12 protein-coding genes are annotated in these 12,425 nt (G+C 42.3%); 6 read left to right on the forward strand and 6 right to left on the reverse strand.

Annotated features, from left to right (window positions below; translation table 11 throughout):
- The 3 genes from HFD99_RS16305 to HFD99_RS16315 are packed head-to-tail and all read left to right on the forward strand — an operon-like array spanning position 1 to position 2,836.
- On the forward strand, positions 1-759 hold the full coding sequence (locus HFD99_RS16305; RefSeq protein ID WP_025364956.1) for a lantibiotic immunity ABC transporter MutG family permease subunit: 759 nt from the start codon (positions 1-3) through the stop codon (positions 757-759).
- 38 nt (positions 760-797) lie between these two features.
- Positions 798-1,457 (forward strand): response regulator transcription factor, encoded by a 660-nt coding sequence (locus HFD99_RS16310; protein ID WP_019687345.1) that lies wholly within the window; start codon positions 798-800, stop codon positions 1,455-1,457.
- Complete coding sequence (locus tag HFD99_RS16315) at positions 1,448-2,836, forward strand: HAMP domain-containing sensor histidine kinase (RefSeq protein WP_017427001.1); 1,389 nt, start codon at positions 1,448-1,450, stop codon at positions 2,834-2,836. Before HFD99_RS16310 ends, HFD99_RS16315 begins: the two co-directional genes overlap by 10 nt.
- Positions 2,837-3,058: 222 nt before the next feature.
- On the opposite strand, the gene HFD99_RS16320 is transcribed toward HFD99_RS16315, so the two are convergent.
- Together HFD99_RS16320 and HFD99_RS16325 are read right to left on the reverse strand one after the other, a co-directional pair.
- A complete protein-coding gene (locus tag HFD99_RS16320; RefSeq protein ID WP_038978018.1) occupies positions 3,059-4,396 on the reverse strand; it encodes an MFS transporter in 1,338 nt (445 codons plus the stop codon).
- 10 nt (positions 4,397-4,406) lie between these two features.
- Positions 4,407-5,438 carry a quercetin 2,3-dioxygenase gene (locus tag HFD99_RS16325; protein ID WP_017427002.1) on the reverse strand — a complete coding sequence of 344 codons (1,032 nt, stop codon included), beginning with the start codon at positions 5,436-5,438 and terminating at the stop codon, positions 4,407-4,409.
- Positions 5,439-5,623: 185 nt separating this feature from the next.
- Between HFD99_RS16325 and HFD99_RS16330 the strand changes: the two genes are divergently transcribed.
- Positions 5,624-6,505, forward strand: coding sequence for a helix-turn-helix domain-containing protein (locus tag HFD99_RS16330; protein WP_017427003.1), 882 nt, complete (start codon positions 5,624-5,626; stop codon positions 6,503-6,505).
- Positions 6,506-6,615: 110 nt separating this feature from the next.
- On the opposite strand, the gene HFD99_RS16335 is transcribed toward HFD99_RS16330, so the two are convergent.
- The gene (locus HFD99_RS16335; RefSeq protein ID WP_103042454.1) at positions 6,616-8,655 is read right to left on the reverse strand and encodes a fibronectin type III domain-containing protein; all 2,040 of its coding nucleotides are present in this window, start codon (positions 8,653-8,655) and stop codon (positions 6,616-6,618) included.
- Between the two features lie 330 nt (positions 8,656-8,985).
- Between HFD99_RS16335 and HFD99_RS16340 the strand changes: the two genes are divergently transcribed.
- The gene (locus tag HFD99_RS16340) at positions 8,986-9,315 is read left to right on the forward strand and encodes a DUF3817 domain-containing protein (protein ID WP_016820809.1); all 330 of its coding nucleotides are present in this window, start codon (positions 8,986-8,988) and stop codon (positions 9,313-9,315) included.
- A 126-nt stretch (positions 9,316-9,441) separates the two neighbouring features.
- Here the strand turns inward: HFD99_RS16340 and HFD99_RS16345 are convergent, their stop codons facing one another.
- The 3 genes from HFD99_RS16345 to HFD99_RS16355 all read right to left on the reverse strand — a co-directional run bounded on the left by HFD99_RS16345 (position 9,442) and on the right by HFD99_RS16355 (position 10,702).
- Positions 9,442-9,648: a hypothetical protein gene (locus HFD99_RS16345; RefSeq protein WP_017427005.1), complete on the reverse strand. Its 207-nt coding sequence runs from the start codon at positions 9,646-9,648 to the stop codon at positions 9,442-9,444.
- 37 nt (positions 9,649-9,685) lie between these two features.
- Positions 9,686-9,937, reverse strand: a complete 252-nt coding sequence (locus HFD99_RS16350; RefSeq protein ID WP_025364962.1) for a YolD-like family protein — start codon at positions 9,935-9,937, stop codon at positions 9,686-9,688.
- 195 nt (positions 9,938-10,132) lie between these two features.
- Complete coding sequence (locus HFD99_RS16355) at positions 10,133-10,702, reverse strand: TetR/AcrR family transcriptional regulator (RefSeq protein ID WP_025364963.1); 570 nt, start codon at positions 10,700-10,702, stop codon at positions 10,133-10,135.
- Positions 10,703-10,839: 137 nt separating this feature from the next.
- Between HFD99_RS16355 and HFD99_RS16360 the strand changes: the two genes are divergently transcribed.
- The gene (locus tag HFD99_RS16360; protein WP_177189517.1) at positions 10,840-12,303 is read left to right on the forward strand and encodes a DHA2 family efflux MFS transporter permease subunit; all 1,464 of its coding nucleotides are present in this window, start codon (positions 10,840-10,842) and stop codon (positions 12,301-12,303) included.
- Positions 12,304-12,425: the final 122 nt, after the last annotated feature.

Below are 12,425 nucleotides of genomic sequence, written 5' to 3' on the forward strand. Positions count from 1 at the left end.
ATGATATCCTTCTTCCGCAATCTGAAATCTGATGTGCTTAAACTTAGAAGGCAGCCCTTATTGCTGGTGCAGCTGCTTGTGCCACTCCTAGGCATAGCAATCTTTCTAGCCTATTATTCCTTTACTCCATACTCACCAATTTCGAAGGTAGACGGCTATTTGCAAGTCCTGGCTGTGGCTCTTCCTACCATGATTGGTATTGTATGCTCCATTGCTGTTGAGCAGGAGTCAGTCGCTGGAAATTTCCAACACCTCTTGACCTCGCCGGTGAAGCTGCTACCTTTTTTGAGCAAGCTTAGCCTGCTTCTGTGCTTGGGATTTGGTAGTGTGCTGCTTGCCTCAGGCGGCTTTGGAGCTGGTTATATATATCTGATGAAAGAGTCCCCGTATGGCTTGATGTTTTATGTGTTGGCTGCCTGCATTCTGTTTATGTCCAGTGTATTCCTTTATATTCTGCATTTTTTCATTAGCTTGAGATTCGGCAAAGGAGCTTCTATCGGTCTGGGCATCATGGAGAGTCTATTGTCTGCTTTGCTCCTTACAGGGCTGGGTGATCATAATTGGATATTCATCCCCCCTGCTTGGGCGGCCCGGTTCATCACGATCTGGGTACAATACGGCGTAAGCTCAGCAGATTCTATCCCTGAAACTATACAGCTTGATTTGGGAATCAGATATTGCGTAGTAGGGACCTTCGTCATCATGGTATTATTAGGGTTATGGATTGGTCGTTGGGAAGGACAAAACTCATCGGAGTAAAGATTAGAGTAAAGAAAGCAAAGGGAAGTGAATTAAGCATGGCAAACTTGTTGGCCGTTGATGATGAACCTGCCGTTTTGGCACTCCTTCAAAATATTTTGCAAAAAGATGGCCATGTTGTCACGGTGGTCTCCGCCTCCCCACAGGTTCTCACCATGCAGCTTGGAGCCTTTGACCTCATCCTGCTTGACGTAATGATGCCAAGCATGGACGGATTCACCCTCTGTCGGGAAATTCGCAGCAAGGTGGACTGTCCGATACTGTTCCTCACAGCAAAATCCATGGAGAACGATGTGATGTTGGGCCTTGGGGAAGGGGCTGACGATTATATTGTCAAGCCGTTTGGGGCTGGAGAGCTGCGCGCTCGAATCAACGCCCATCTCAGACGGGAGCATCGTGAACGACGAAATGTATTCTGCATCGGGGAAGTTCATTTTAATCTGTCTGGTAAGGAAATCACCGTTCAGAATGTTGTAATCCCGTTTACCAAAAGTGAATATGAAATATGTAAGTTTTTAGCTCTAAATTGGGGCCAGGTGTTCTCTAAAGAGCAGATTTATGAAGCCGTCTTTGGGTTTGATGGGGACAGCGATTCCGCTACCATTGTGGAGCATATCAAAAATATCCGGGCCAAGCTTGGCAAAGTAGAGGTTTCGCCAGTGGAGACAGTTTGGGGGATCGGGTACCGATGGAAGTAGCCAAAGTACAGCAAGCACGCAAGACAACCAAACTGCGAACCATTTTCCTGGGCTATTTAGTTATGTTCTGTATCGGGACAATTGCGCTCGCGCTGTTCCTGGTCCTCATCTTCTATGTCCTGATGTCTTGTGGAACCATTCTTCCCGCGAACTATGCTGAAAATCAAGTACGGGAGGATAAGGCAATCATTGAAGCTGGCAAGACCCTACAGCCGGATTCTCGGCAGAAACTATATAGATATGCGTTATTCACTTCGGAAGGCCGCCACATTGAGGGAAATCTTCCTGAAAAGCAGGCTCAAGCCGCTTGGAGTGTTACGCAGCAGAGCAATACTGCCTATCAATTTCCCTATAACTATGTAAAAGTTTCACATAATAATAAAGTTACTGTGATGCGCTACTCTGTCTCGGCACAGTTTGAACATCCTTTTCTACGTCAATATCTGCCGAACGCGGAATTGTCCTTTTTTGCCGTGTTTTGTATCGCCTTCCTGGGGGGAGGAGCCCTACTCGCTTCCTCCTTCGGACGAAAGCTGACACGCAAAATGAGTGGATTGCAGCAGGCTACAAAGCAAATTCAGGCACAGGATCTGGACTTCTCAATTCAGCTCAGTGGTGTGATGGAGATCGATCAGGTGCTCCATTCCATGGATAAAATGAAAGAAACGTTAAAGACTTCGCTTCAGAAGCAATGGAATCTCGAAAAATCACGCCGCGAGCAAATATCCGCGCTTGCGCACGATGTTAAAACACCGCTCACTATCGTTCGCGGAAACGTAGAGCTGCTGTCCGAAACCGATCAATCGGAAGAGCAAAAGAACTATACCGATTATATAGCGGAGAGCACCAGGCAAATGGAACAGTATATCAAAACTCTTATTGAAATTTCAAAAGCAGAAACAGTAGCCACCCTGCAGGCGGAAACGATAGATACGGACTACTATTTAACGAAGGTGAAAGATCAGGTAAAGGCCTTGGCTGCTGTCAAAAAAACATCCGTCGCATTTGCTGCATACAACCTCCCTAAGACGTTGTATGCAGACCCCGTTCTGCTTGAGCGAGCCATCATGAATGTTGCTTCTAATGCGGTAGATCAAGCACCAGAAAATAGCGAAATCCGGCTGACTGTAGAGTCTGTGGAAGAATGTATGCGGTTCAGCATCGTAGACGAAGGCCCGGGCTTCTCTCCTGAAGGCCTCAAACAAGCAGCGGAGCAATTTTATATGGGTGATTCGTCCAGAAGATTAAGTGGACATTACGGTATGGGCCTATATATAACAAAATCCATTGTGAACCTACATGGCGGACAGTTGATCATCGCCAACTCTACCCAGACAGGCGGCGGACAAGTAAGCATTGAGATACCATCGGTGCATTGATGACCTAATGTTAAAACCACCAAAATAAGTAGTAGCTATTAGGTTGGATCGATTTCCTAAGTTCCCCCCTCTTCCTCGTTTGTTATTGAAACGATATAAAACGCTACTGACATACGAAGGTCAGTAGCGTTTTATCATTTTGCCATCGGAATGAAAACACTCCTGGCACAGGCTATGGCGATTATTATAAGGTACGTGGTTATTGGATTACTGTATGTGTTGCTAAACGAATGTTGCTTTTTTACGGAAAACTGTAAAATAAAATATAGCAAATCCTATGATCCATATGCCCATAATCCAAAAAATAGAGCTGAACACACTTTGACTTTGTGCTTCTTGATCAAGTACGGATCCTAGAATAGACGTTCCGATAGCCCCCGCCATAAAGCTTCCCATCATATAGATACCCATACCAACTCCGGTTTGCTTGCCGCTTAATGTTCGAGAAATGGTGCTTGCCATTGTAATCTGAGCGAACGTTAACCCAGTATTCGCTAGAATTAAAATAATCGCAATAACTGCTGGAACCGCCTTTATAAAAATACCTAATATAAGATATGCTATCACTTGAAACAGGAAAGCCAACGAAAATACAAAGCGGTTGCCCTTTGCATCCGCGATTTTCCCACCTACCAGCCCAAGCAATGCAGCAATCAAAGCACCGGGAAACATTACGAGTCCTGTACTTACTGAAGATAAGTGATGCATTGAGCTTAGCACCTGCGGTATCAAATACGGAACACATAAATTAAGGGTAAGAACCATACAAGCGATAAACAACCCTATCGTATATCTTGTATTTTTAAAGAGTGTCGGTTCAATAAAGGGTTCACCTGTTTTGTTAATACGAATAATGAACAATACGAATATGAGGATTGTAGCCGCGAAATAGCTCCAGCTGTGACCAGTAATGGAGAGCAGCAGCAGCGTAATGGAAGCGGCAAGCAAAATACCTCCTATGAGATCAGCTTTTCCTTTTGAAGGTGCTTCATTGATTAAATACCTTCTAAAAAGAGGAATGGTAACAATTATTAAAAATGAGATTAAAAATAGGTAACGCCAGCTTGCAAATCCAATAACAAAACCAGCAATAATTGGACCTATTGCCGTCCCTAAAGCCATTCCGGCAGAAGTAATCCCCAAAGCTTTCCCACGATTTACGATTGATATATAGCGAATCGGGATCAACATGGATGAGGCCGGAACAACAGACGCCCCAATGGATTGGAATATTCTGCTCACAATAACCATCCAATAATTAGAAGAAAAAAAGCCGACTATAGATCCTAGCGCAAAGCAACATAATCCAAAGGTAATTAGGTTCTTCAACCTAAACATGTCCGCCAATTTTCCGTAAGCCACTGATCCAATAGCATAAATAATGATATATGCTGTTACAACCCAGCTTACTTGGGAAGAGGATAATTGAAATTCTTCGCGTAGTGAAGGTAGCGCGACATTAAACATGGTAGAATTCATCACTGAAATCACCATTGCAAATGCGAGTATCCAGATAATAGCATAGGACTCAGATTGTTTGGTGCGATTGTTAACTGACACTGCGTCCTCCCTACTTACGATCGAGCGGAGATTTAGCCACCACGTTCAGATCAAGTTCGTCGATAATAGCCATTACACGATCCATACGGAGCGGGCCTGGTTCTGTTGGAAAGGTGTATGTTTCGTGCGGTTCACCCAATGCCCGGAAGAAAGGTTCGAACAATCCAGACACCAACATACCTACGACTTTCGTATAATGAGAGTCCAGTCTATACGAATGAAGTGTTCCTGCAGGTACATGAAGAAAATCTCCAGGGAATAGTTTTACTTCTTCTCCGTTTGCCCACATCGTCATTTGTCCCTGCACACAGAAGAAAGTTTCTGTATGGTGGTTATGAAAATGTTCAACAATGGGGTCTCCTTTCGGGCCATCAGAAGCTACAAAAATGTATTCCCCGTTCGTATTTTCTTGAGTAGCTAGAATCCTGTGAAGCTGGTCTCCAGTGAGCAAACGGTCTCCCTCTCCATTTTCCAGAACATAAGGAGCTACGCGTCTTGGATTATGGCTTTCTTCAGGCGAGTTATACTCCCCCCATTGAACAGCATCTTGAAGGAATACAATGTCTGCTCTATTGGAAGCTTCCGTCAATTGATTCTCAGAATACGAATTCATCGCTGTGGTTGGATGTTCAAAGTAAGGATACGGCTCTCCTAAAAGCTCATATATTGCCGTGAGATTACCTTTAATCGAATAGGAAGCAAAGCGATTTCGATGCCCAGCCATTCGATACGCATGTGCGATTCCAGGAGGGATATGAACATAGTCTCCGGCAGTCAACAAATAGTTCACTCCATCGAGCATAAATTCAATTTTACCTTCCATTACATAGATAGATTCAAAAGCATCTTTATGTCTGTGTAGCGGAAAGGTCTCTCCTTTCCCACCTGAAATCGTCGTTAATTCGAGTACATCCCCAGTGCTTTTAAAATCGGCAATAACAGTAGCTACCTGTTGACCAAATACATACCTTCTTCCATCCCCGCTACGCAGCAAATATGGCTTTTTTTCTTCTGGAAGCTCTGTAGTTAAACTAACACTCATCATGTTATCCTCCTTTGTATTTATATTTAAAATTTTAATAGTTTCGATTTTTCACTTAAATGGTCATGAGCGACAGCTTATGGGCAATTACGACCTGTACCAATTGAATACATCTTAAAAATTGATATAATAAAATTTATGACTAAAAAATGGTGTGCTTTCTACCAACAAAGGAGGGGATCGCATTGGTTAGCGAAGAGGCATATTATCTAGACCATAATTTCACAAATGGGACTCCAATTTCTCTTTGTCCTATTCAAATAGAGGGAAATATTCAAAAACACGCTCATGATTTTTACGAAATATCTTATATCAAGGAAGGTATCGGCACACTAAAATTTTCTACACAAACGTTGCCCGTCTCCAAGGGAGATATTATTTTTATCCCTTATGGAAAAGAACATCTCTTTGTTCAGAGTAATACAACAGATCATACACCGCTTGAGGTTATGAACTGTCTTTTTGACAAGCAAATACTAACATTGCCCGGAGAGCCTGCTGATAGCCAAATTCAAGAGGATTTCTATCGTTTGGCTCTTCTTTTTCGGGAATGTACTGACTATATTCAAGTTCGAGAAAACGCAAAAGAATTTGCTAAAATTATGTACACTATTGAAATGGAGCAAAAATGTAAATCCACCGGATTTAGATATAAACTTTATTTATACTTAATCGATTTATTAGAACATATCAGCCATGCTATGCAACAAGTAGCTCATGTTTCCAAGCCAATCATAACCGATCCCATTCAGTATGCGATTGATGATATAACCAGAAATTATAAAAATCCGTTGTCTGTTGACCAAATTTGCAAGCAATTCTTAATTAGCTCACGGCAATTTCAACGCAAATTTAAACAAGCCAGCGGCATGACCTACACCAAAATGCTGCAGGATATTCGTATTCACGAGAGTTGTAGCTTACTATTAGATACTCATTGGAGCGTTCAAACGATCGCACTTGAAGTCGGTATTCATGATATGAAATATTTCTATCGAATCTTCAAGGAACGATGTGGATTAACCCCTCATGAATTTCGCTTTCATGCCTGTTCGAATATTCAGTAATGCGTAGATCTTATGGGCGTCTAAAAGCTCCCTTTTTCGCATGTTCATATACATTTCCTAACAAAAAGAGTTCTAAAGTTTTTACTTTAGAACTCTTTTTTCAGAAGTATTTATTTGGTAATCGTAATTTGTTTGGATGCAGTATTATAGTTTACCTGATAACCCGAAAGCTCGCTGATGACTCGTAATGGAACCAGCGTGTAGCCGTTAACAATAACTGGAGCAGTGATGCTCGTCGAATAATTTCGGGAGTTGTTTAACTCATATACAGCAAGTGTGGAATTCTTGACTTGAAGTACTATTTGTTTGCCGTCTGTAGGACGATTCAGAATGATCTTTTTGGTGCCTTTTTCATAATTTACATCGTAACCCACCCGTTCACTGATAAATCGTAACGGGACCATCGTTACGCCATTTATGATTTTCGGCGCCTGAGCTATCGTTGTAGCCCGACCATCCACATAAGCTGTTTTAGCTCCTGGTGTTAGGGTGAACGACGTTGAATAGGAAGCAACCGCACTGTTCGTGTAATTCGTCGTAGTGCCGGAAGTCGTTGTAGTTGAACTCGTCCCGGACGATGAACTGCCGGTACCTAATGCCCTATTACGAATAGCCTCTAATCGATCCAGCAGATCGCTTTTACGTGTACCGGTTGGCAGATCACTAATCGCATCTCTGGCAGAACGCCAGTCGGACGCATTTAGACTGTTCTCCGCAATCCGCATTAAATCTCTCGCTTTCTCATAGTTCGATGAACTAGAGGACGAAGAGTAGTAACCATCCGAATTCGTGCGTTCCGATATCTTTACACCACTAGATTCCCTTCCACTACTATTTACAGTTATGACCTTAATCTCATACCAGCGTCCTTCTCGTAAATCCGTAATTTTATAGGACTCTGAGGATGTAGTTCCCTTATAATCACCATCAACATAAATTTTCACCTTCTCTGCTCGACTCGGCATATCATAGGTGATTTTGATCCAGGTGTCGCTTTTACTATCGACTTCAAGATTGGACACTTCTGACGAATTGGAGGATGTACTGTCCGTTGTGGCAGTCAGTTTCACACCGGAAGACAACGCACCTGTGCTTCGCTTGGACTTTATTGTAAACGTGTATGTCTGGCTTGCCGATAGATTGTTAAATGTATAGGATGATCCTGTTGAATCAGTTACCAGCTGTCCATCCTTATACAGACTGACTGTACTAATTCCGCTAGGTCTTGTCCAGGAAACAGTAACGCTATAGTTATTAACTGATGTCACTGAAGCACCTGTCACTTCGGGCACAATATCGGTAGAAACTGAAGACGTTGTAACGGGAATACTAACTCCCTGAGATAAGTTTCCGGATTTGTCTATCGTTTTGACCGTTACATTGTAGGCTGTAGCAGCATTCAAGACATTAAACGTGTAAGACGTGCCTGTGGTTCTCTGAATTTCTGTACCATTTAAATAGATAATCGCTTGGCTTAAGTCAGTATCCTTAGGCAATATGTAATTGATGGTAAATCCATTATAACCTACATTCGTCGCTGTCAGCCCGCTTACTTCTCCTGGGGGTGTCTTATCTACAGGACCATCAACGGAAGCTGTTTTAGCCTGTATTGTTGTACCGAGAGATTCATTTCCACTCTTATTCACCGTTTTCACGCGAAAGGTATATGTCGTGTTCGGCTGTAAACCGCTCATCATATAAGAGTTACTTCGAATGTTATCTACATATACATCGTTAGTGACATTAACCACTTTTACATGATCAAAATTGATGTCCGACGGATTGATCCAAGACAAATTTACTTTTGTTGTTTCTGTAGGAACCGCAGTAAGACTGCTTACATCTGCTGGCGCAATATTCGAAGTAACCAGCTGGCTCGACATTACTTTTATCATTTGGTTAAGAGTGGTCTTCTGACCAGTTAACGAAGTCAATTTCGCGCCAGAAGTGAACGGCATTTGGCGCCCTTGAACGGTTGCTAATTTGGTATGTGATTGTGCACTATTCAAACCTGTCAGATTTGAGTTATGCCTTTCAGTCGGCAACGCGCTAGCCACTGCATCGGGTCCCAAAATGCCATATCCCGTATTCAAAATCAGTGTGGCCGTTGCGAACGGAGCCATCCATTGACGCAGACGTTTTTTATTCATATGCTATGCTCTCCTTGATACCAGTATGGAAATTTTATTTGTCAAAACGAATAAGTAAACGCACAAACCCTTCTGCTGCAATCCAGCTTTTAAAATATATACCATAACGTACAGACGTTCATTTAACTGTTATCGGAATTTCCATACCAAATGTTTAGACCTCATTTTTTTCTTACGTTAATCTAAACAACCCGGACGTTGTGACCCGAGTATCAAAGTAAATATTAAGAGTTAGCTGTAAATTTTCGATATATCGTAACTTTCTACCGTTTAATAACATTGCATTATAGGATATATTAAATTTTAAGTAACAGAAAAAGGAGGTCTATTATGTTCAAAAATGCTTTTAAAACGTTTGGTGCCATTGGTAATATTGAAGCGATTTCTTATTTGCTGCTTGTATGTATTGCCATGCCACTTAAATACGCAGCTGGAATGCCGCAAATGGTAAGCTGGGTGGGAATGATCCATGGGGTACTGTTTGTGGCTTATGTGGTTGCCACGTTAGTCATGTTGATATTGCGTAAAATTACGCTGCTGCAAGGGCTTGCAGCCTTGATTGCCTCGCTGTTGCCGTTCGGCCCCTTCATTTTCGATCGTAAGGTGCTTAAGAAAGCCGCAGCCCGCACCAATCATGCCAGCCCGATCAAAGCTACATAAACCTATACCAGGCCTAGGTCAACGCAGCCATGCGGTGTTCTCTTTACCACTTATATAGCAGAATATAAAAAAACAACCGATGGCTGTAAACCACTCGGTTGTTTTTTTATTCATGAATAATAATTATTAGTTCCTGACATTTTCCAAAAATTCATAATAGCCATCATTTGACGGATCATCCTGGTTATTACGTTTGAGATATCCTGCTATAGCTAGATAAGCAAAAAGTCCGAACATAGCAGCAGAAACAACTATATATACTTTAAAACCGAAAATCATTGAAAAGATGATCATAAAAATACCGATTGTAAGGGAGACGCCTAACTTTGACATTCTTTCATCCCTTTCTGTTATATTTATGTAATCACAACTAATCTCTCGGGTAATTTACACTCATGATATCCATAAAAGGAACTTTATCCGTTTCTCCATTGCTCTCTACATGAACCTTGCCTGTTCTCGGATCCATTTTAACGATTTGTCCGCGGGTTGCTTCTTCGCGTCCCCATACAGTCAATACAACTTCGGATTGCTCTTGTTGTGCTTCTACAAGCTGATTCCCGATTTCCTCAAGTACAAATTCATCCCGAGTAGGCCGTTTGGGTACCTTCGCTTTTGCCACTTGCATCACTCTTCCTTTCGCACAAAATCAAATTCATTCCATTTTACCATACTTTTCATCATTTGGTGCTGGTAATGTGAGTAAAATTACATCCCAGGATGCACCAAAAAGCCGAGTTCTCAAAAATGAAAACATCGACTCTCTAAAGTCGCTTGTTGGAGCTCATTAGGGGCGCTTGGAAACCGACCAGCTAAGTCATTTGACCAATTGTGGAATGTAATCCACGATGTTATAAATTGGAGCACTGCTCTGTTGCGTAACGGCCAAAATTAATGCACCTTCGAGCATTGAAATGATCAGTACCGCCAGGCTGTGTGCCTTTTCCTCATCCAAGCCCGATTCCTGAAGACGCTCCATATAAATGTGCTGCCAATCTGTAAACGTATTCACACAAGCATGACGTAGCGATTCGCTGATACAGGAAGTTTCCGCAGCAGCCCAGAAGCCAATCGGCATGAAGCTGTCAAAGCCGAGACGGTCTGCCTCCTCAGCTGTATGACGAATAAAATCCTGAATGGCTACTACAGGATTTTCGTTTCCGCTCAGTGCCTGTTTTAATTTTTGCTTAATAAACTCATTCCCTCTTCTTATGCACTCCAAAGCCAACTCTTCTTTACCATGTGGAAAATAATAATAAAGTGATCCCTTCGGCGATCCACTCTCCGCAAGAATCTGATTCAGTCCGGTCGCATGATACCCCTGGTGAAAAAAGAGTCTCGACGCCGTTTGTACGATATTCTCATATGATTCGGGTTTAGCAGCCATATACAGCATCCTTCATTATATAATATTTGAAACTTTTACTTTGACAAAAAAATAATAGCATGTTTATTATATATAGACCGATCGTTATAATTCAATACCCATTAATTTATTGGAGGAACAAAAACAACATGAGTACAATGAGTCAAACAAGTTCACCCTCTGAACCCAAGACGTTCAAGGTGCTACCTATTATGATTGCCCTGCTCCTTAGTGGCTTTATTGGAATGTTCAGTGAAACGGCACTTAACATTGCGTTGAATGATTTGATGCAGATTTTGCATATTACAACAGCAACAGCCCAATGGCTGACTACCGCTTATCTGCTGACACTTGGTATTTTGGTGCCTGTATCGGGATTGCTGCTTCAAACCTTTACTACAAGACAGCTGTTTGTGGCATCGTTGCTGTTCTCAATAGCTGGTTGTCTCGTTGCGGCGCTTGCCCCTACCTTTTCAGTGTTATTGATCGCACGCATTTTGCAGGCCATTGGTACAGCACTGTTATTGCCGTTAATGTTTAACACCATCTTAATTATCTTCCCTGCTGAAAAAAGAGGCGCGGCTATGGGAATTATCGGATTGGTTATTATGTTTGCACCTGCGGTAGGGCCTACTATTGCAGGGCTGGTGCTACAAAATTTATCTTGGCACTGGATCTTCTGGATCTCTCTTCCGTTCCTGGTACTCTCGCTGATCTGCGGTATTTTGTTTATGCAGAACGTCTCAGAACCGACCAAGCCCAAGATTGATCTTTTATCTATTATCCTATCTTCCATTGGTTTCGGCGGTGTCGTGTTTGGTTTCAGTAAATCCGGAGAAGGTGGCGAAGGCTGGACCAGCTTGGTTGTTTTGCTTCCTGTGATTGTCGGTGTGGTATCGTTGATTTTGTTCTCTGTACGACAGTTGAAAATGAAGGCACCTATGCTGAATTTGCGTGTATTTAAATATCCAATGTTTGTGATCGGCGTTATCATGGTGTTCTTATGTATGATGACGATCCTTTCTACGATGCTGATTCTTCCACTGTTCTTGCAAAAAGGGCTGGCCTTGTCCGCTCTAACAGCAGGTTTGGTGCTTCTGCCCGGTGGGATTATCAACGGTCTCTTGTCGCCTATTATGGGCTCCTTATTCGATAAATTCGGTCCCAAATGGCTTGTGATTCCAGGACTTGTAATCGTGGCTGCTGTGTTGTTTTTCCTGTCAGGCATTACAACGACATCCACGCTCGTACTCATTATTGTGCTTCATAGTTGCTTGATGATCGGTATTTCTATGATTATGATGCCAGCTCAAACAAACGGTCTAAACCAGCTCCCTATGGATCTATACCCAGACGGAACGGCTATTATGAGTACGCTCCAGCAAGTCGCTGGTGCAATCGGTACTGCCGTAGCGGTAAGTATTCTCTCCAAAGGCATGGACAGCTATTTGAGCCAATCCAGCATGCCTCAATCCGTAAATGAAATGGCTAAAGCCATGGTAGTCGGATCTCAGAATTCATTTTTCTTTGCAATGGTCATCAGCGTGATCGGTCTGATCCTTGCGTTTTTCATTCGCAGAGTTCATGTTGAACATGGCACTGCTAAAGCACCCATGCACTAATTAACCATTATTTTTATTCCAAACATAATACCTGAATAAATTTAAAGGCTGCTAACCATCTCATTTATGGTTAAGCAGCCTTTTATTACGAATCTAGATAGGTATTCATATAATTACATATT

The sequence above is a fragment of the Paenibacillus sp. EKM301P genome (assembly GCF_011800295.1).
Classification (GTDB): Bacteria; Bacillota; Bacilli; order Paenibacillales; family Paenibacillaceae; genus Paenibacillus; species Paenibacillus polymyxa.

Bases quoted from the DNA above. Each gene is read 5' to 3' on its own strand.
- HFD99_RS16305 (WP_025364956.1), top strand. From the start codon at position 1: ATGATATCCTTCTTCCGCAATCTGAAATCTGATGTGCTTAAACTTAGA.
- HFD99_RS16310 (WP_019687345.1), top strand. From the start codon at position 798: ATGGCAAACTTGTTGGCCGTTGATGATGAACCTGCCGTTTTGGCACTC.
- HFD99_RS16325 (WP_017427002.1), bottom strand. From the start codon at position 5,438: ATGAGTGTTAGTTTAACTACAGAGCTTCCAGAAGAAAAAAAGCCATAT.
- HFD99_RS16315 (WP_017427001.1), top strand. From the start codon at position 1,448: ATGGAAGTAGCCAAAGTACAGCAAGCACGCAAGACAACCAAACTGCGA.
- HFD99_RS16335 (WP_103042454.1), bottom strand. From the start codon at position 8,655: ATGAATAAAAAACGTCTGCGTCAATGGATGGCTCCGTTCGCAACGGCC.
- HFD99_RS16340 (WP_016820809.1), top strand. From the start codon at position 8,986: ATGTTCAAAAATGCTTTTAAAACGTTTGGTGCCATTGGTAATATTGAA.
- HFD99_RS16345 (WP_017427005.1), bottom strand. From the start codon at position 9,648: ATGTCAAAGTTAGGCGTCTCCCTTACAATCGGTATTTTTATGATCATC.
- HFD99_RS16360 (WP_177189517.1), top strand. From the start codon at position 10,840: ATGAGTCAAACAAGTTCACCCTCTGAACCCAAGACGTTCAAGGTGCTA.
- HFD99_RS16355 (WP_025364963.1), bottom strand. From the start codon at position 10,702: ATGGCTGCTAAACCCGAATCATATGAGAATATCGTACAAACGGCGTCG.